This window comes from Exiguobacterium sp. UBA5002, assembly GCF_002396765.1.
Lineage (GTDB): Bacteria > Bacillota > Bacilli > Exiguobacteriales > Exiguobacteriaceae > Exiguobacterium_A.
Genome location: NZ_DGYQ01000020.1, coordinates 51,357 through 70,039, shown reverse-complemented (window position 1 = coordinate 70,039; position 18,683 = coordinate 51,357). Strand labels below are relative to the sequence as shown.

Sequence of the window (18,683 nt, the reverse complement as noted above, 5' to 3'; positions counted from 1 at the left end):
CTATCCTCACGGTAGGGGTGTTTGTTCATGTTCGATGCGCTCGATCAGAATTTGGTCGACGCGTCGTCCGTCTAAATCAACGACTTCAAACCGGTACGGTCCAATTTCGACAGTACTCCCACGGGAGGGGACATCACCTAACGTATATAGAATCAAACCAGCAACCGTATGATAGGCGTTCAACTGTTCACCGGGTAAGTCTTCTGTATAACCGAGCGTCCGCTTTAAATCATCGATGTGCAATAGACCATCCGCTAGGAAGGAGCCATCCTTTCGCATGACGAGTTCCGGTTCTTCCTCAACGCTTGAAATTTCGCCAACGAATGCTTCGAGGATGTCGAATAAGGTAATCATGCCGAGGAAACCACCGTATTCATCGAGAACAAATGCGATTGATACCGTCTCTTTGCGCATCCGTTCAAGCAAGACGGTTGCTTTTAATTGACGGGGAACGATCAGCGGTGATTGAATCAGCCGTTCAAGTTCTTGAACAGGTCGTTCCGTTGATAGCACCTCTTTCGCATCGATGAAACCGACGAAGTGATCCAAGTCACCATGACCAACCGGTAAGTTTCGATGTCGCGCTTGCCGGAGCTCTTGTAAGATCGTATCGGAGTCATCCGCTAAGTCAATCCATTCGGTAACGGTACGCGGCTCCATCAGTTCGTACGCGTACAAATCATGAAAATCAAACACACGAGAGACTTGCTCCGCTTCAGACCGATTGAAGGTTCCCTCTTGCGTACCACGAATCAGTAATTGCCGGACTTCGTCTTCCGTCTCGTCTTCTGTTTGCAGTCGATCCAGACCAATCAAACGGAAGATGGAACTCGTTGACTTACTTAGAACCCAAATGAATGGTCGAAGCATAATCGAGAAAAAACGCATCGGTGGGGCAAGCCACATCGTGACCCGTTCTGGACTGACAAGGGCGACACGCTTAGGAACGAGTTCACCGATGACGAGTGAAATATAGGTGATGATCGTTACGACTAGAATATAGCCGATCGTACTGGCATAAGGGGCGAGCCACGCGAATTGAGCAAGCCACTTGATGACAGGACCAGAGAGCGCGGCACCACCGAATGCACCATTGACGATTCCAATTAACGTGATGCCGACTTGAACAGTCGATAACAAATCAGTTGGTCGATCAAGTAACTCTAACGCAACATGGGCTGACTTTTTGCCATCATTCGCTGCTCTCTCTAATTTGGACCGTTTTGAGGAAAGCAAAGCGAGTTCGGTCATCGCAAATATACCGTTCGCCAGAATCAATAATAAAACAATTATTAAATTTATTAACCACATGAAATCTTCACTCCTTTTCGATAATAAACTATTCCCCAAAACTGTCTCCCTCATTCCCATTCTGCGAGCTTTCCGGTAAACTAGAAGAGAAGTAATCAAAAGGGGGAATTTGTTTATGGAATACCGTGTAGAACGTGACACGATGGGGGAAATTCGTGTACCGGAAGCGCAGGAGTGGGGCGCACAAACACAACGTAGTCTAGAAAACTTTAAGATCGGAACGGAAAAAATGCCGATTGAAGTCATTCGTGCCTTTGCAGTCCTGAAAAAAGGAGCGGCGCTTGCGAACCGCGACTTAGGCGTGCTTGAGGCAGAAAAAGCAGGTGTCATCGCTGAAGTATGTGACGAGATCATCGCGGGGAAATTCGATGATGAGTTTCCGCTTGTCGTTTGGCAAACGGGTTCAGGTACACAGTCAAATATGAACGTCAACGAAGTGATCGCTCGGGTCGCGACACGCAAGTTGAAAGAACAAGGCAGTGAGACGACGATTCATCCGAATGATGACGTCAACAAATCACAAAGTTCAAATGATACATATCCGACAGCGATGCATTTAGCGGCGAAGACAGTCTTGTTGGAATCACTATTCCCAGCAATCGATGCTTTGCATGCGACACTTGACGAAAAAGCGAACGCGTTTGCAGATATCGTCAAGATCGGACGGACACACTTGCAAGATGCTACACCCATCACACTCGGTCAAGAAATCAGCGGTTGGGTCCGGATGCTTGCACTTTCGAAGCAAATGATCGAACGGACGCTTGATCCGTTAACGGAATTAGCAATCGGCGGTACGGCTGTTGGAACGGGCATCAACGCACATCCGGACTTCGGTGATTTGGCTGCGCAAAAGATGAGTGAAGAAACGGGATATGAATTCACGAGTGCGGAAAACAAATTCCACGCCCTAACAAGCCACGATCAACTCGTCTTTACGCATGGTGCGGTCAAAGCGTTAGCGATGGACGCGATGAAGATCGCAAACGACGTTCGCTGGCTCGCATCAGGTCCACGAGCAGGGATCGGCGAAATCACGATTCCAGAAAATGAGCCAGGAAGCTCAATCATGCCTGGGAAAGTCAATCCGACTCAAAGTGAAGCGTTGACGATGGTCGCTGCGCAAGTCCTTGGAAACGATGCGACAATTGGTTTTGCTGCAAGTCAAGGAAACTTCGAACTAAACGTCTTCAAGCCGGTCATTATGTATAACTTCATACAATCCGTTCGCTTACTGACAGACGCCTTGCATTCGTTCAATGACCACTGTGCGATCGGAATCGAACCAGAACAATCTGTCATCGCTGAGAACGTCGAACGTTCGTTGATGCTTGTCACTGCACTCAACCCGCACATTGGATATGAGAATGCGGCGAAAATTGCAAAGGCAGCGCATCAATCCGGGTCAACTTTAAAAGAAGCAGCACTTGCGACTGGTCTACTAACAGAAGAACAATATGATCAATGGATTGTACCAGCAGATATGGTCCGTCCGAACTTAAAAGCGTGAGTTGAAAAAGCGGGGGAATTCCCTCGCTTTCTCTTTATCCGAGGACGATTCTTCGGATGTATGGAAAGAGAGGGGATTGGATGGAACGGAGTCGAAAACGGATAGAAAAACAACTGCAACAGACGATCATCATGGTGGAGACGTTACTTCGGATGCCGACCGTGCCACGGACAGAATTACTCGCATTAGCAAGCTGGCTTGAAGGGCTCGGGAGAGAGGAACTGTTTAAAGGACTTGCCGATCAAGTGAGTCGGGAAAAAGCGACGTGGGAACAAATGAATGCGGTCATCACGCAGCCGATCGTTAAAGAATTACTGCGGCCAATCGTCGATCAGTTGTCGGAACGCTCACGCGCCAATCGGATTCGAAAAGAATTGGTCGTCACTGTGACAAGACGTTTTCTTGAGAATATCAAATGGAAGAAATTACTCGAACAGGAGCGCTATATGTCACGATTCTTCAGTTCGGTGGAAGACACGTTGTCGATATCACATGATATTGCTATGGATGCTGTCATCATCGACCATGCATCTATCGCGGAATCCTTAGAGTTGACTCAAAAACTGATCAAACAAATGGAGTCAGCATTCGTTCCCGTCATCATCGTAGGTCCGAACCGGTCTGACATTCGTCAAGTCAGCTATGAGATGGGAGCCGATGACTACTGGGATGAGACAGTGACGAATGAAGAACGACATGTTCGTCTAGCGAGACTATTACGAAAATTAAGGGTCGTATCTTCGACGATCTTGGTCGATGAACTGACGGGAGCTTATAACCGGAAATACCTCCAAAATGCCTTTGATCGTCGCGTAGCACGTCTCGAACGTGAACAGCGGACATTTGGGTTAGCGATTTTTGATATCGATCATTTTAAGCGGATCAATGATTTACATGGACATCCAACGGGGGATTTGGTCCTCTCCGAACTAGCTACCGTCGTTCAACAAGCCGCTCGTCTCGATGATGAATTCATTCGTTTCGGTGGTGAGGAATTCATCTTATTGTTTTCAGCAGAAACAGTACCGCAAGCAGTTGCGAGTATGAATAAAATTCGCGAGCGTGTCGAGCGCCATATTTTTGCGAACGGATTAAAAGTAACAGTTTCGATTGGTCTCTCCCTTGCTTTTGATCTCCACACATCCTTGGCGCAAGCAACAGCAGAGGCAGATGAAGCTCTGTATCAAGCGAAACGTAATGGTCGTAATCAAGTGGTGTCCTATTCGACAGCGATATCGATCGAAAAAATACCAGTCTATATCCGTGTCGAGGAAGGATTCCTTAAACAGGTACATACGCTTGATATGCCGAATCATCCGAAATACCATATTGAGGTGATTCCGCTAGATGATCAACGGACGTCGCCAATACAATTGGCGATTCTTTCACTCGATCAGTTAGCAAGCGAGAACTTTGTACGATTAGAGGAGTGGAGACAACAACGGGAATCGATCATTGATGCTTTGGTCGTGACAAATCAAGAAAACGATCGTTTAGCTAATGCGCTATCATGCGGTGCGACGGACTATATCATGACCTCACAGTTCGATTCTGATATGGAGGAATGGATTGCTGAATGGATCATGCAAATTCCTTAAAAAAACAGCCACATTCGTCCGTCATACGGAGCAATGTGGCTGTTTTTTAGTTACTGATCATATCGACGAATGATGAACGGATAATCGTTTCCCTCGACCGCATCATAATGTGTTTCGGAAGTAATCTGAAATGAAGATGGGATTTCGGGATAATGTACATCTCCAGAAAGAACCGTATCAATTTCAGTGACATACAGGCGGCGAGCAAGAGGAAGCGTTTGAGCAAACAACTCTCCACCACCAATCAAAAAGACTTCTTCTTCTGAATCGACGTATGGTTGTAAAGCAGATAGATCATGCCATACCGTTACACCTTCGGCTGCAAACGTCTGATCGCGCGTAATGACGATGTTCTCTCGACCGGGCAACGGTCGTCCGATAGATTCGAACGTCTTTCGTCCCATGATGATCGGTTTGCCAATCGTCGTACGCTTGAAGTGAGCTAAATCAGCTGGAAGGTGCCAAGGCATCGCATTGTCACGACCGATGACATGATTTTTTGTATACGCTACGATATGTGTGATCATACGGCTACCACACCTTTAATGTGCGGATCAGGATCATAGCCTTCAATGATGATGTCTTCGAAGCGGAAGTCTTCGATACGATCGACTGTTCGAGCGAAGCGCAGCGTCGGTAATTTTTTCGGGGTACGCGTCAACTGAAGATTGACTTGTTCCACATGGTTCGAATAGATATGAGCGTCACCGAGCGTATGAACGAAGTCTCCGACTTCAAGTCCACACACATGAGCAATCATATGTGTCAGTAACGCATAAGATGCAATATTGAATGGTACGCCTAAGAAAACGTCAGCTGAACGTTGATACAATTGGCATGATAGTTTTCCGTCAGCGACATAAAATTGGAACAAGAGATGACAGGGCGGTAAAGCCATCTCATCGACTTGTCCAGGATTCCAAGCACTGACGATCAAACGACGAGAATCCGGATTCGTCTTAATCTGTTCAATGACTTGTGCCAGCTGATCGACCGTCGTGCCATCTGGACGTGGAAAAGAGCGCCATTGTGCTCCGTAAACAGGACCTAGATCTCCGTTCTCATCTGCCCATTCGTTCCAAATCCGCACACCATTTTCCTGTAGATAACGAATATTCGTATCACCCGAGATGAACCAAATCAACTCATGGATGATCGACTTCATATGTAACTTTTTCGTCGTAATGAGAGGAAAGCCATCTTGAAGGGAGAAGCGCATTTGGTGACCAAACACGCTGAGCGTCCCCGTTCCCGTCCGGTCTTCCTTTTTTGTTCCGTGTTCCAAAATGTGTTCGCAAAGTGCATGATATTGTTCCATCGGATGACAGCTCCTTTTCAAAAAATCCAAATTTCATTGTACCATAAATTAAGATTTTGAGGATGTCGGTAAATGTCTTGCGAATAGATAACGGAATAAGCCAAAGAGCGGAATCACGTCTTGCCACTTTAATGACTGTGCATTCCGAAGACGAATGCGCCGGAGCAAATAGACTTGTAGAATGTAGAATAATAACAAATCGACGGTCATCGTTCGAACGAATTGATTGGTCTCAAAGTAGATGCGGAATATACTCCAATCAGACCGAGCAAGAGCAATCCAAAGCAATAATGTCGTCACGACGCTAAGTAAGGCGACGACGGTCGGAATCCACCCGCGACGACGAAAAGGAAGAAACGTTTTCCTTGGAATAGCGAGGGCGACATAAGGCATCAACACGAAGGCACCTAAGAAGAACGATCCAATACTTGCGACGAGCGGTCCGGGGCGCATGAATCGTTTCTCATCTAGAAATAGTAAAAAGAAAGCGAACGGATAAATACCGAGTAAGGCAAATAAACTTAACGCGGATGTATCAAATTGACTTTGGTCGAAACGTAAAAACGAAATCAAGAAACCTTCTGGAAAGACACGATTATTTCCAAATAATAAGATGAAGACAATAGCAATCGCCCAGACAAGGAAGAGCAAATATCGACGATACATTTGTCCACACTCCTTTCTCATACCTTTCTTTCCCATCATCTTGGATGTAGTAAACACTTGTATTTCATATTTCATGATATCAAATATGTTAAGGTTCTTGCTTGAGCACCTCTCATGGACATGTTAAGATGACGTTGTGATAATTGAAAGCGCTTTTACAAATTGATGCAATCGTTTGCTCAATATGTAGCACGTTACGTACATAAAAGAGGAGAGTGTTGAGGATGGAACGTAAATGGTGGCATAATAGTGTCGTTTATCAAATTTACCCACGTAGTTATAATGATTCGAATGGGGACGGGATCGGTGATTTGAACGGAATCATCGAAAAGTTGGATTATTTGAAGACGCTTGGTATCGACGTCATTTGGCTAAGTCCTGTCTATGATTCACCGAACGATGATAATGGCTATGATATCCGTGATTATGAAGCCATCATGAAGGAATTCGGGACGATGGATGATTTTGATCGTCTTCTAGATGAGGCACATGCACGAGATATCAAAATCGTTATGGACCTTGTCATCAATCATTCGTCAGATGAACATCAGTGGTTCGCGGAATCGCGTCAAAGCAAGGACAATCCATATCGGGATTATTATATGTGGCGCCCGGCAAATCCAGACGGTTCTCTACCAAACAACTGGGGGTCGATTTTCTCTGGACCTGCCTGGGAATATGATGAAACAACGAATGAATACTATCTTCACTTATTCTCGAAGAAGCAGCCTGACTTGAACTGGGAAAATGAGCAGATGCGTCACGATGTGTACGGGATGATTCGTCGCTGGTTGGATCGAGGGATTGATGGTTTCCGAATGGACGTCATCAACTTGATTTCGAAGACACCTGGCTTACCAGATGCGACGGTCCATCCAGGAGCACTGTATGGAGATGGTGGAGAACATTATATCAACGGACCACGTGTCCATGAGTTTTTACACGAGATGAACGAAGCTTCCTTCGGTAAATACGATGTCCTGACAGTCGGTGAGATGCCAGGAGCGACGACGGATGATGCCATTCTTTACACGGATCCGGCACGTAAAGAGGTCAACATGGTCTTTACGTTCGAACATATGGATCTTGATTCAGGTCCGAACGGGAAATGGGACGTCATTCCATTTGATTTACTCAAACTCAAGCAAAACTTCACCAAATGGCAGACGGCCTTACATGAGACGGGGTGGAACTCGCTCTATTGGAACAACCACGATCAACCCCGCGTCGTCAGTCGATTCGGAAATGACACGACGTACCGCGTCGAGTCAGCTAAAATGCTTGCTACATTGTTGCATTTGTTAAAAGGGACGCCATATATCTATCAAGGCGAGGAAATCGGCATGACGAACGTCGCTTTTGAAGACATCGCGGACTATGAAGATATCGAAATTCGGAACATGTGGAAAGAACGTACGGAACAAGGGGCATCACCGGCTGAACTACTACGTTCCATCCATATCAAAGGACGCGACAATGCGCGGACACCGATGCAGTGGGATGCGTCGGAGAACGCTGGTTTCTCAACGGGAACACCATGGTTGAAGGTCAATCCGAACTATCCGGAAATCAACGTCGAACAGGCGCTTGCAGATGAGCAATCCATCTTTTATTACTATCAACAGTTGATTCGTCTACGACATGACCATGAGCTCGTCGTCTATGGTCGCTATGAACTCTTACTCGAAGATCATCCAAAAGTATACGCCTATTCACGAACGCTTGAAGGGGAGACATGGTATGTCTACTGTTCGTTTGCGGATCATGATGTGAATATTCCGTCTACGCATGATAAGTCAGACCGCGTCATCGGAAACTATGAGGAGTCCGTTGTTACCGATGAACTAACGCTTCGACCTTATGAAGCCGTCGTCTTCCGTACGTTTGACGCATAAATTGTTTCGATAAAAAATGGCATTGCCCTTACATATGTAGGGGCAATGCCATTTTAATCATTAAGAAGGGATCGTTCTGATTTCGCGATCTGTTTCACTTGTGAAATGATTTTTTCACGATCAGTTGTTGTCGAATTGAGATGGATACCGTACAACCGCCCAGGACCGGAAGGCTTCTCATGCAATAAAAACCCTTCGATGCATAGTGGCACTTGTCCTTCAATCAATGAGAATTCAACGACGATTTTCATTGATTTGAGGAGTGGAAGTTTTAGTTCTGTGCTGATTGCTAGTCCGTTCGGTGAGATATTATGAATCTTCATCAACCCTTTCGGTGTACGCTGTTCATCTTTGAGCAAGTAAAATTCACCAATTATAGGAGTCTTCAGCGTATATCGAAACGGTTCATTGCGTTTGATTTTCATGTAGGCACCTCCAATCCCATTATCCGACAATTTCGTCAAGTCTTCTAGTTTTTTAGGTCATGCGGCAGCGTCTGTCGATTGTTTCGTTGGGTGGATACGTTTTGCTAAATACATGAATGGTGTCGCGAACCAAGCGACAACGAATTTTGCGAGATACGTCGTAATGAAGATTTGCCACCATATGGAGAAGGGCATATCGTGGAAGGCGATCGCACAAAACGTCAATGTATCAAGCAATTGACTTAATACAGTTGACCCTGTCGTCCGTAACCAAAGCTTCCGTTCGCCTGTCTTCTGACGGATCTTTGAATAAATAAAGACATCGAATAGTTGCGAGACAAGATAAGCGGCAAGACTACCAACAGCAATCCATGGTAAGAGTCCGAACAATAAATGCAAGGAATCGGATGTTTCGAGTGCAGCCTTATCAGCAAGTGGTGTATATAAGAGACTGAACTGCATCAGGACGGTCGTCGTGATGAGGGAGAAGAACCCCATATAGACGCCTTTACGAGCGACTTGCTTTCCGTATTTTTCATTGAGGATATCTGTCGCTAGATAACAACTGCCATATACGACGTTCCCTAACGTAAAGACGAAACCAAAAATATCGACGGTTTGTGTGACTTGGATGTTTGCAAGGATTGTTGCGATGGCAATCCACATCAATAATCCTGTCTTACCAAATAAATAATAACTGAAAATCAATAATCCCATCGTTAAAAAAATGGAAGGGATCCATAACCATTCGTTCATGAGATGTACTCCTTTCTGTTCATACAGATGAAAATTGTACGCTGAAATTCATCAACTGTCAAAGGTGATGAAGCGATAAGGGCATTAAAAAAAGACCATGAGTTTCATGGTCTTTCGGATGTTCTTTAGCCCATTCGTTGCAGAGAGTACCGACGACGTCTTCCTTTGACGTAATAGTTCTCTGTCGACGTAAAATCATTCGCTTCCAAAATGCGTTTTGCAAACGAAGCGTGTGGTGATTGTTCAAGGACACGCGCGCGTACTTCGTGACGATCTAGTACCCCGGAATACGTCAATGCTTCAGCAACTGCTTGAGTAGCTAGACCCCGACGCGTATAGGGATCAAACACCATGAAGTCGAGTTGGAAGTAGTGACCCATTTTTAAGAGCAGAACCCGCCCCACGATCGTATCTGCTTCAACGATATCAAAGTAATAATCTTCAGGATAACTGTGCTCGACGGAATCAAAAGCCCGCTCTTCTCCAAGCTCATGGTCATACCCTTTGATTTCTTGCGGAGTCAGTCCATATGCTTGCTCGCCATACTTCAAGAAATGATCATACTCAGCTTGATCGACATGACGTAATGTTCGACGTCTCAATTCCATCACAAAATCCTCCCTCATCCCAATTGATGCTTCGTTTACATTATAGCGATACCCTCCGTGCAATTGCAAAAATTAACTGGAATCGATCCGCAGGAAGAAATCTAAAAAAAGTCATTCTGTAATCATCTTGTGATTGTTTTAATTACCTCGGAATATGGTAAAGTAATGATGTAGACAACTGCATACTGGAAGGGGCTGGAAAACGTGTTCACAGAACGTGACGGAATCAAATTGCGTCTAGAGCAAATCGAACGATTGTATTCGGACTTGAATCGTGAAGCGAAACAATTGACGGAACGCTTACGCCAATTAGATGAACAAGGGGATGAAGTTCAACATGATCTTTCCCTTAATAAAGAAGACCGCGATCATTTGAAATCAAGCATTGATGAGACGCTTCAGTCACTCATGAAGCGGACGACGGTCGATGCAAAAGTCGAACAGGAAAAGCAAGAAGACCTGATTTCGAAAAAAGCATTGATTGAAGATATCGAAGGATTATTGAAGAAAAAGAAATGAGCTAGCTCCGGCTAGCTTATTTTTTTGTGGAGGAACACATTATGAAACCAACCATTGGACTGACGACATGTCTTCGTCCGACTGACGACGTGCATCATCGTGTGAAGCAGTTGTTAGCGGATGAGACGATACATTTTATCTACGTCGTGCGTCAGAAAAAAAGCATAGAACACTTGCAACAGGAGACAGGATTACCGGTGCTTGTCGTCGATAAACAACGGCTTGATTTATATCCACTAGGCGAGGCGACATCGTTCTTTTTCCATCCTTCGAGTGCGGTGTTTCGCATCAAACAAATTGATGCAGGAGGAGGCGATCCTCTCGTTGCGATCGGACGCTTATCGGAAGGGATGCGTGTGCTTGACTGCACACTTGGTCTTGGAGCAGATGCCATCGTCATGAGTCATGCCATCGGAGAGCGAGGTCAGATTACCGGCTTAGAAAGTCGGGTTGAGACAGCATTTGTCGTCAAGAACGGATTAAAACGGTGGGAAGAATCCTACGAACCGATCAATCAAGCGATGCGACGAATTGAAGTGAGAGTCAAACACCATCTCGCCTATTTGAAAGAATGTCCGGATAATTCCTTTGATGTCATCTACTTTGATCCTATGTTCGAACAGACCGTCGAAGAATCGACGCATCTCGATGCTTTACGAACGCTTGCGAATTATGAAGCTTTATCCGAGGAAGCGATGGTGGAGGCGAAGCGTGTGGCACGTCAGCGCATCGTGTTAAAAGCACATTATGAGAGTCCCTTGTTTGAACGGTTTGGGTTTGAACGAACTAAGCGAAAGACGTCGAAGTTGCATTATGGCGTGATTGAACTGTAAGTCAAAAAAAGACCTCTGCCGATGTTTCGGCAGAGGTCTTACTTGTTATTTGCTGATTATTGAACTGCGTCTTTTAATTCGTCTTCCATCTCTTCAAACGTTTCCTGAACGGCATTGACCGGTTGTTTCGTCATCAAGCTGACAACGACCGTAAAGATCAAGCTTGTGAAGAATCCAGGTACCATTTCATAAAGCGTCGTACTAAGTCCGAGTTGAACCCAGATGATGACAGTCAAGGCACCTGAGATAATACCAGCTAGTGCACCTTGTTTCGTCATCCGTTTCCAATAAAGAGAAAGCAAGATGATCGGACCAAAGGCAGAACCGAATCCAGCCCATGCATAACCGACGAGTGCAAGAATCGTCGCTGACGGATTCCAAGCGAGTACACTTGCAACGATTGCTACGAGAAGCACAGAGATTCGACCAGTAAAGACGAGTTGTTTATCCGTTGCATCCTTTTTCAAGAACGTTTTATAAAAATCTTCTGTCAACGCACTCGAAGTAACGAGCAACTGTGATGAAATCGTCGACATGATTGCTGCAAGAATCGCAGCCATCAAGAACCCAGTGATATAAGGGTGGAACAGTACGTCAGAGAAGCGGATAAAGACCGTTTCCGGGTCGCCAAGTCCGTTCCCTTGACCTTCGAAATAGGCGATTCCAACGAGTCCTGTCATCATCGCACCAAGAATCGAGATGAACATCCATCCGATCCCGATACGACGGGCGCTTTTTAAATCCTTGACTGAGCGAATCGCCATGAAACGGACGATGATGTGTGGTTGACCGAAGTAACCAAGTCCCCAGGCAAGGAATCCGATGATTCCAAGAACTGTTGTTCCTTTAAGTGGATCAAACAACGAAGGGTCTAATTTTTCAGCGTAGTTGTATGCACCATCGACTCCGCCGACGTCTGTCAATGCGACGACAGGAACAAGCACGAGTGCGATGAACATGATACAGCCCTGGACGAAGTCGGTCCAACTAACTGCGAGAAAACCGCCAAATAACGTGTAGGCGATTACGACCGCAATCGTCAAGAGCATACCATAGTGGTAATCAAATCCGAATGAGCTGACAAATAGTTTTCCGCCTGAAACGATTCCAGCTGATGTGTAGAACGTGAAGAAGATGATGATGACGAGTGCTGACACAGTACGAAGCACGCGTGATTTGTCTTCAAAACGATTCTCTAAGAAATCAGGGATCGTAATTGAGTCGTTTGCCATTTCCGTATAGAGACGGAAACGTGGTGCGAGTACGATATAGTTTACGTAACATCCAATCAATAAACCAAGTGCGAGCCAAAGGGCTGATACACCTGTTGCATACATGGCGCCGGGAAGTCCCATGAGCATCCATCCACTCATATCCGATGCACCAGCAGAGAGTGCTGTTACACCTGGACCGAGATCGCGTCCGCCTAACATGTAATCTTCTGTATTCGTCGTTCGCTTGTAGGCAAAATAACCGATTGCCAACATGAGAACAAGATACAGGATGATCGAAATCCATTCTTGCGTCATAAAGTTAAATCCTCCAAATGCAATAGTTTTTTCAGCGATCAAGCATGTATTGACTTGTTCGCCAAATGATATGTTCCCAACCTTACAGGGGATAAAACGACTTTGCAAGTCACTCCATTTTCAGGAAAAGTGCCGCTACGCCTAGTGCCTTAAGGGATTGGGACGGTTTTAGTCCCTATTAAAGTTCTTCTAATCAAAATATTCCGAATAATTCACTGCATTAAAAAATGACCCTAATGATTTAAGGTCATTCGAGTCAAATTAATTGCTCCAAAATCGTTCGTACGCAGCGCTTAAGCGGTCTAGAGCTTGATCGAGCTGTGCGCGAGGGCAACCGATATTTAAGCGTTCAAACGTTTCTCCATGGGAACCGAATGAAGAACCGTGTGTCAAAGCGAGTTTTGCTTCCTTAACGAGCCAATCTGCTCGTATTTTACTATCTAGTTTGAGTGCTTTGAAGTCGATCCACAACAGGAAAGTTGATTCTGGAATGACAACGTCTAATTTTGGCATCTCTTGGCGAATCCGACGAATAGCATGGTCACGATTTCCTTCTAAATACACAAGTAATTGTGAAAGCCATTGCTCACTCGCAACATCACCATACGCTGCTGTAATAGCAGTTGAAGCTAATGCATTCGGGTGAACGAAATGACGCTGCTGGACACGCTCGATCCGTTGACGAATCGAAGTGTCTGGTACGACCAAATAAGACGCGTAAAGTCCAGGAATATTGAATGTTTTGGATGGTGCGCTGACCAAAATGATTTTTTCATAATCTAAGGCAAGAATTGGTGTGTGGACAGAACCCTTATAGACGAGATCCGCATGAATTTCATCGGATACAAGGTAGACATCGTTTTGTTTCGCGAGTGCTACGATGCGCTGTAATTCCTCTTTAGGAAAGACTTTTCCGCTTGGATTATGAGGACTACACAGAATCATCATCTGCGCAGTTTGCATTTGTCGTTCGAGAAGTGGAAAGTCGGTCTGGTACGTCTCACTGTCTAAAAGAAGCGGACTTTCAATGAGTTGTCGTTGATTAGACTGAATGATTTGATGAAATGGAGGATAGACCGGTGTTTGGATGATGATTTCATCACTTGGTTCAGTCAATGCTAGGACAGTATGCACAAGTCCAGGAACGACACCGCTTGAATAAAGAATGGAATCAGTAGTGATTGATACGTCATACCGCTTTTGAAACCAATGCTGAATCGCTCGTTTTGCTTCGTCTTCAAACATCGAGTAACCGAAATGACCTGTAGCAGCACGTCTTGTCAATCGTTCTGTCAAATGGTGTGGTGGACGGACGTCCATGTCGGCAACCCACATCGGAATCAGCTCATCTGATCCATACAGCGAAGGGAGCCCGTCCCACTTGACGGATCCTGTATTTCGTTTCTCGATCGTTTCATCGAAATTGATTTGTTCCATCAGACTTCACTCCTGTTCTTTAATAATTGAATGACTCCATTTCACCATAGCGGATAGGGAGAGAGTGGGGCAAGTCGAAAAAATAAAGGTTTAATATTTATACGATCAGGCAATTACTAAACTCGAACCTACCATAACGGAACGGAGTGATGATCATGTTGCATTCTAAAGTAGTCGTCGGGCGATCGCCTGAAGAATTAGAGGAAAGACTAAATGACTTTTTTGAAAATAATGGGGTCGGATCGAACGCCATCATTACATTAAAATTTTCAACATTCGTTGCGTCTAAAGCGGATGAACATTATTCAGTTTTAGTCGTTTATGATAACTCGCTAACGAAAACTACATTGTAAATTAGTGACAAGAAGTTGAGCTGAAAAAGCATCGACTTCTTGTTTTGTCTTTTTCTATAAGTTATACTAGAATCAGGTTTTGCAAGCTTCCGTAGGTTAATGGCAGACCTCAGCAATGGTAATGCTGCAGTGCGAGTTCGATTCTCGCCGGAAGCATAGACACGTCTTCCGTCTCAAGTGATATATACTTGAAACGGAAGACTTTTTTCATGAGTTCGATATTTTTGATTTGAGGAGTGACTTACATGCATCCAGTCATTCAATCTGTTGGTGATAAGATCAAGCAAGAACGAAAAAAACAAGGAATGACACAAAAAGCACTTTGTGAAGGAATTTGTAGTCAGGCTGAAATCAGTAAAATCGAAAATGGTCGAAATTCCCCGACGATTGATTTGTTGCAGCAGATTTGTCGAAGACTACGCATCCCGATTTCATTGTTTTTTGAAGATGAAATCGTGTCACATAAGTTAAACGAAATTGATCAACGAATGATTCGTCATTTACGCGAAAAAACATATTCAGACATGGCAAAGGACTTAATGTTATATGAAAAATCAAAAAACGCTGTCGAAACTCAAATTTTAATTCGTTATCATCAAGAATTACTTGAATATGAAAGAGGAAATGTTGATTTTCGGACCTGTATTGCGTCCTTGTTGCAAGTTGTCAGTGAGGAACGGGTGGAAGAAAAATCATTTTTACTTTATACACGAATTCAGATGGTGATAGCGGTACTTTATACGAACCATGAAGAATATAATCGTGCTCATCAAATCTACAAAGCATTATTAGAGTTGCCTTATCAAACGAGAGAATATAAAAAAATTCGAATGAAGATCATGTATAATTTCATTCGTAACTTAGTAGAGTTTGAACGATTCGAAGAAGGGTTGCAGAAAGTTGAGCAGGTAATTAAAGAAACGAAACAATTGCAAGATTTAACGTATCTTGGACAGTTTTATTTTCAAAAAGGCATTTTGTTAGAGGCGTTAAAAGCATCGGAACGAGATACAACGGAAGCCTATACGACCGCCTATTCCTTTTTTATTGCGACTCAGAATCACTCTTATTTAAAAATCCTTGAAACGTATTTTTCCGAACATCTCTTATTTCCGCTTAATGAAAGTGAGTGAGTAAACGATGGAGATCACTGCATTAACTTCATCGATTGGTACAAAAATCAAACAACTGCGAATTGAGAAGCAGATGACACAAAATGAACTATGTGAAGATATTTGTAGCCAAGCTGAAATCAGTAAAATCGAAAACGGCTTAAATTCACCGACTGTCGATTTGTTGCAACAAATTTCCAAAAGGTTAAAGGTGCCCATTTCTTTATTATTTCAAGAACATACGGATGAAGAACAATTTTTTCAAATTGATCAATTCTTATCCGATTTGCTTCGAGAAGAGAAGTACGAAGAAGCAATGGAGCGAATTAATCAGCAAGAAAAAAATATGATCACTGAAGTCGATATTTTAAAAAGTTACATTAAAACGATCATTGATCTAAAACAAAATCGGATTGACTTTCGAACAGCTGCGAGCCTACTCAGCAACTTGTTGAATGAAAAAGAAGTGTGGTCGCATTCCATTCAATTGTTCATTCGAATCAAAATGGCGATTGCAAATATGTATTCAGAAAAGGATCTATTTCATTTAACGGAATCCGTATATCAGGAATTGGAAAGAGAAATTGAAGCGCTCCAGTCGACTGCCCATCTGAATGCGTTACTGAAAATTTATTTTAATCATTGTCAGATTCTTGAATACCAAGAAAAGTCTGAGGACAGTATCGCCATCGCTAAGAAAGGATATAAACTATGTTTGCTGCATAATCATACATTTTTATTTGGACATTTTTATTATCAACTCGCGCACTATCACGAACAGTCAGGTGAAGATGAGATGTCACTTCAAAAACAGTATTCCGTCGCCTATATATTGTTTCACGCGTTTGAGCACGACGTTCGAAAACAGATGATTCTTCGCATGAAGGAAAAGTATATGTTATTTACCTTTGAGAAGTGATAAATAGGATGCGTAACCTTCTTGCCAAACAAGAAGGTTTTTTTATTAAAAGTGCAATCAAATGAGTAGTGAGAGGTGATAAGATGAAAAACGTACATCCAATTGGGGAGACACTGAAATTTTATCGACGTTTGAACAACGTATCACAAAAAGACATTAGTACAGGGATCTGTAGTCAGGCTGAAATTAGTAAAATTGAAAACGGTAAGGTGATGCCGACCGTTGAATTATTACAGCAACTTGCTATAAAGCTTTGTGTTCCTATATCCGAACTCGTTAAAGATGGTGCTGAACATCGTTTGGAACAAGCTCGTATTCTTGACCAAGCACTTCGTAAGCTAGTACGAGAAAATAAATTTGATAAATGCCTTCGTGTAATGAAACAAGTCTCATCCCGTCGATCTTCTGACGAAGTAAGGCGAATAATGAGATACTATGAAATCGTGATCGCCTATCGGCAACAGCACGTTGATTATCGAACGACCTCAGTCTTATTTGCACGATTGATCGATCAAGAAGGTTTACAGGTGCAGGATCCGATTCTTTACTTTCGAGTCAAGATGGCACTATCCATTTTATATGCGGAGTGCGAACAGTATCAACAAGCAGAAAAAATATATACTGACGTATTACAGTTCACGACAGAAATTAGCGGTTTAAAAGAAGAACGACTTAAGATTCTTTATAATTATGCGAAATTATTATATAAAGTTAATCAGCCAGAAAAAGGACTTCGTATCATCGAGGAAGGGATACTGCTCAGTCGAAAATTGAAACAGACATCCTATTTAGCGCACTTCTATTATCAACGTGGTGAATTTCATGAGCGAATGGGTGTAGATATCTTGCAGACGAAACATGATTATACGATGGCCTACGAATTATTCTCTGCCTTTCAGATGAAACAATATGCTGACATCGTTCTAGAGGTGAAACGTTCTTTTTTGCAGTCTATACCTGAATGAGGTCATTGCTTAACAAACGAGAAAAGAGGAGAAACGTTGCGTATTGAATCATTTGGTAAACAGATCAAACAACTACGGATCGAGAGGAAGTTGACACAAAAAGAATTAGCGAAGGATGTATGCAGTCAAGCTGAATTAAGTAAGATTGAAAATGGGAAAACTATACCAACAATTGATCTTGTTCAGCGTTTGTCTCAAAAGTTACATATTTCAATGGATCAGATTTTCATCGATTCAAATGAAGTAAAACTATTTCAGCGCTATGAGGTACAACTAGCGGACTTTTCTAGACAACGTCGTTATGATGAAATGCTTGATTTCATGAGATGTTTACCAACTAGTCTTCCTCCTTCCGTTCAGTTATTGATTCGTTATTTTGAATGGGTCGCTCGCGAAGGGAAAAAAGATATCGATTATCGAACATGTATCTCACAGTTGCTTCGGTTATCGGATGAACAACAAATGGAAACAGAGTACCCTGTTCTTTATTTACGTATCCGGATGTCTGTTGCAAACTATTATTATTTAAACAGTCAGTATCCGTACGCGAGAAAAATTTATCAAGAATTACTAACCTATGATTACTCGACGGATACGCTGAAAAAGTTACAATGTAAAATTTTATATAATCATGCGCAACAGCTCTATTTTCAAAATGATTTTGTAACAGGGTTAGAGATTACTGAAAAAGGAATCGCCTTATCCGTTGAGCGAAAAGATACAGCGATGTTAGGACACTTCTTTTATCAAAAGGGATGTTTCTATGAAGAATTGAGTTACGCAGAACGTGATATTCGTGACGCGTTTACTTACGCCTATTCTCTTTTTACTGCTTTTGGTAATGAAAATCATGCCGCGCTAGTATTAAAAGGAAAAAACCAGTTTCTCTACTTTCAAATGTAATCATGGAAGTAAAAGAAAGGAGTATA

At 43.3% G+C, this 18,683-nt stretch carries 18 protein-coding genes and 1 tRNA gene; 10 read left to right on the top strand and 9 right to left on the bottom strand.

The window, feature by feature from the left end; translation table 11 throughout:
• Nucleotides 1-6: 6 nt before the first annotated feature.
• Nucleotides 7-1,311, bottom strand: coding sequence for a hemolysin family protein (locus B4C70_RS04650; protein WP_290777246.1), 1,305 nt, complete (start codon nt 1,309-1,311; stop codon nt 7-9).
• A 115-nt stretch (nt 1,312-1,426) separates the two neighbouring features.
• Here B4C70_RS04650 and fumC point away from each other — a divergent pair, with 115 nt between their 5' ends.
• Nucleotides 1,427-2,821: a class II fumarate hydratase gene (gene fumC, locus B4C70_RS04645; RefSeq protein WP_035396940.1), complete on the top strand. Its 1,395-nt coding sequence runs from the start codon at nt 1,427-1,429 to the stop codon at nt 2,819-2,821.
• 80 nt (nt 2,822-2,901) lie between these two features.
• Complete coding sequence (locus B4C70_RS04640; RefSeq protein ID WP_290777244.1) at nt 2,902-4,419, top strand: GGDEF domain-containing protein; 1,518 nt, start codon at nt 2,902-2,904, stop codon at nt 4,417-4,419.
• Nucleotides 4,420-4,469: 50 nt separating this feature from the next.
• On the opposite strand, the gene B4C70_RS04635 is transcribed toward B4C70_RS04640, so the two are convergent.
• The 3 genes from B4C70_RS04635 to B4C70_RS04625 are packed head-to-tail and all read right to left on the bottom strand — an operon-like array spanning nt 4,470 to nt 6,403.
• Nucleotides 4,470-4,946, bottom strand: a complete 477-nt coding sequence (locus B4C70_RS04635; protein WP_064299692.1) for a dihydrofolate reductase — start codon at nt 4,944-4,946, stop codon at nt 4,470-4,472.
• Nucleotides 4,943-5,737, bottom strand: a complete 795-nt coding sequence (locus B4C70_RS04630) for a thymidylate synthase (RefSeq protein WP_029341960.1) — start codon at nt 5,735-5,737, stop codon at nt 4,943-4,945. Before B4C70_RS04630 ends, B4C70_RS04635 begins: the two co-directional genes overlap by 4 nt.
• A gap of 48 nt (nt 5,738-5,785) precedes the next feature.
• Nucleotides 5,786-6,403, bottom strand: coding sequence for a hypothetical protein (locus tag B4C70_RS04625; protein ID WP_047395521.1), 618 nt, complete (start codon nt 6,401-6,403; stop codon nt 5,786-5,788).
• A 224-nt stretch (nt 6,404-6,627) separates the two neighbouring features.
• Between B4C70_RS04625 and B4C70_RS04620 the strand changes: the two genes are divergently transcribed.
• A complete protein-coding gene (locus tag B4C70_RS04620; protein ID WP_290777241.1) occupies nt 6,628-8,298 on the top strand; it encodes a glycoside hydrolase family 13 protein in 1,671 nt (556 codons plus the stop codon).
• A gap of 53 nt (nt 8,299-8,351) precedes the next feature.
• Here the strand turns inward: B4C70_RS04620 and B4C70_RS04615 are convergent, their stop codons facing one another.
• The 3 genes from B4C70_RS04615 to B4C70_RS04605 all read right to left on the bottom strand — a co-directional run bounded on the left by B4C70_RS04615 (nt 8,352) and on the right by B4C70_RS04605 (nt 10,087).
• A complete protein-coding gene (locus tag B4C70_RS04615; RefSeq protein ID WP_214747276.1) occupies nt 8,352-8,723 on the bottom strand; it encodes a PilZ domain-containing protein in 372 nt (123 codons plus the stop codon).
• Between the two features lie 57 nt (nt 8,724-8,780).
• Nucleotides 8,781-9,479, bottom strand: coding sequence for a queuosine precursor transporter (locus B4C70_RS04610; RefSeq protein ID WP_290777239.1), 699 nt, complete (start codon nt 9,477-9,479; stop codon nt 8,781-8,783).
• A 125-nt stretch (nt 9,480-9,604) separates the two neighbouring features.
• Nucleotides 9,605-10,087 carry a GNAT family N-acetyltransferase gene (locus tag B4C70_RS04605; RefSeq protein WP_064299696.1) on the bottom strand — a complete coding sequence of 161 codons (483 nt, stop codon included), beginning with the start codon at nt 10,085-10,087 and terminating at the stop codon, nt 9,605-9,607.
• Between the two features lie 204 nt (nt 10,088-10,291).
• Between B4C70_RS04605 and B4C70_RS04600 the strand changes: the two genes are divergently transcribed.
• Both B4C70_RS04600 and B4C70_RS04595 read left to right on the top strand, forming a co-directional pair.
• Nucleotides 10,292-10,606: a hypothetical protein gene (locus B4C70_RS04600; protein ID WP_290777237.1), complete on the top strand. Its 315-nt coding sequence runs from the start codon at nt 10,292-10,294 to the stop codon at nt 10,604-10,606.
• A 41-nt stretch (nt 10,607-10,647) separates the two neighbouring features.
• Nucleotides 10,648-11,439, top strand: a complete 792-nt coding sequence (locus B4C70_RS04595; RefSeq protein WP_290777235.1) for a class I SAM-dependent methyltransferase — start codon at nt 10,648-10,650, stop codon at nt 11,437-11,439.
• 56 nt (nt 11,440-11,495) lie between these two features.
• Here the strand turns inward: B4C70_RS04595 and putP are convergent, their stop codons facing one another.
• A complete protein-coding gene (gene putP, locus B4C70_RS04590; protein ID WP_290777233.1) occupies nt 11,496-12,968 on the bottom strand; it encodes a sodium/proline symporter PutP in 1,473 nt (490 codons plus the stop codon).
• Between the two features lie 261 nt (nt 12,969-13,229).
• A complete protein-coding gene (locus B4C70_RS04585) occupies nt 13,230-14,405 on the bottom strand; it encodes a MalY/PatB family protein (RefSeq protein WP_290777231.1) in 1,176 nt (391 codons plus the stop codon).
• Between the two features lie 438 nt (nt 14,406-14,843).
• Between B4C70_RS04585 and B4C70_RS04580 the strand changes: the two genes are divergently transcribed.
• The 5 genes from B4C70_RS04580 (at nt 14,844) to B4C70_RS04560 (ending at nt 18,657) form a co-directional block, all read left to right on the top strand.
• A tRNA-Thr gene (locus B4C70_RS04580) sits at nt 14,844-14,914 on the top strand.
• Nucleotides 14,915-15,003: 89 nt separating this feature from the next.
• Entirely contained in the window at nt 15,004-15,891 is an 888-nt protein-coding gene (locus B4C70_RS04575) for a helix-turn-helix domain-containing protein (protein ID WP_290777229.1), read from the top strand.
• 7 nt (nt 15,892-15,898) lie between these two features.
• Nucleotides 15,899-16,789, top strand: coding sequence for a helix-turn-helix domain-containing protein (locus B4C70_RS04570; protein ID WP_290777227.1), 891 nt, complete (start codon nt 15,899-15,901; stop codon nt 16,787-16,789).
• An 83-nt stretch (nt 16,790-16,872) separates the two neighbouring features.
• Nucleotides 16,873-17,754: a helix-turn-helix domain-containing protein gene (locus tag B4C70_RS04565; RefSeq protein ID WP_290777225.1), complete on the top strand. Its 882-nt coding sequence runs from the start codon at nt 16,873-16,875 to the stop codon at nt 17,752-17,754.
• Nucleotides 17,755-17,790: 36 nt separating this feature from the next.
• Entirely contained in the window at nt 17,791-18,657 is an 867-nt protein-coding gene (locus B4C70_RS04560; protein ID WP_052018999.1) for a helix-turn-helix domain-containing protein, read from the top strand.
• Nucleotides 18,658-18,683 lie beyond the last annotated feature (26 nt).

Excerpts from the sequence above, each read along its gene's own strand:
- B4C70_RS04640 (WP_290777244.1), top strand. The coding sequence starts at position 2,902 with ATGGAACGGAGTCGAAAACGGATAGAAAAACAACTGCAACAGACGATC.
- fumC (WP_035396940.1), top strand. The coding sequence starts at position 1,427 with ATGGAATACCGTGTAGAACGTGACACGATGGGGGAAATTCGTGTACCG.
- B4C70_RS04620 (WP_290777241.1), top strand. The coding sequence starts at position 6,628 with ATGGAACGTAAATGGTGGCATAATAGTGTCGTTTATCAAATTTACCCA.
- B4C70_RS04585 (WP_290777231.1), bottom strand. The coding sequence starts at position 14,405 with ATGGAACAAATCAATTTCGATGAAACGATCGAGAAACGAAATACAGGA.
- B4C70_RS04615 (WP_214747276.1), bottom strand. The coding sequence starts at position 8,723 with ATGAAAATCAAACGCAATGAACCGTTTCGATATACGCTGAAGACTCCT.
- B4C70_RS04650 (WP_290777246.1), bottom strand. The coding sequence starts at position 1,311 with ATGTGGTTAATAAATTTAATAATTGTTTTATTATTGATTCTGGCGAAC.
- B4C70_RS04605 (WP_064299696.1), bottom strand. The coding sequence starts at position 10,087 with ATGGAATTGAGACGTCGAACATTACGTCATGTCGATCAAGCTGAGTAT.
- B4C70_RS04610 (WP_290777239.1), bottom strand. The coding sequence starts at position 9,479 with ATGAACGAATGGTTATGGATCCCTTCCATTTTTTTAACGATGGGATTA.
- B4C70_RS04625 (WP_047395521.1), bottom strand. The coding sequence starts at position 6,403 with ATGTATCGTCGATATTTGCTCTTCCTTGTCTGGGCGATTGCTATTGTC.
- B4C70_RS04595 (WP_290777235.1), top strand. The coding sequence starts at position 10,648 with ATGAAACCAACCATTGGACTGACGACATGTCTTCGTCCGACTGACGAC.
- B4C70_RS04635 (WP_064299692.1), bottom strand. The coding sequence starts at position 4,946 with ATGATCACACATATCGTAGCGTATACAAAAAATCATGTCATCGGTCGT.
- B4C70_RS04630 (WP_029341960.1), bottom strand. The coding sequence starts at position 5,737 with ATGGAACAATATCATGCACTTTGCGAACACATTTTGGAACACGGAACA.
- B4C70_RS04575 (WP_290777229.1), top strand. The coding sequence starts at position 15,004 with ATGCATCCAGTCATTCAATCTGTTGGTGATAAGATCAAGCAAGAACGA.
- B4C70_RS04570 (WP_290777227.1), top strand. The coding sequence starts at position 15,899 with ATGGAGATCACTGCATTAACTTCATCGATTGGTACAAAAATCAAACAA.
- putP (WP_290777233.1), bottom strand. The coding sequence starts at position 12,968 with ATGACGCAAGAATGGATTTCGATCATCCTGTATCTTGTTCTCATGTTG.
- B4C70_RS04565 (WP_290777225.1), top strand. The coding sequence starts at position 16,873 with ATGAAAAACGTACATCCAATTGGGGAGACACTGAAATTTTATCGACGT.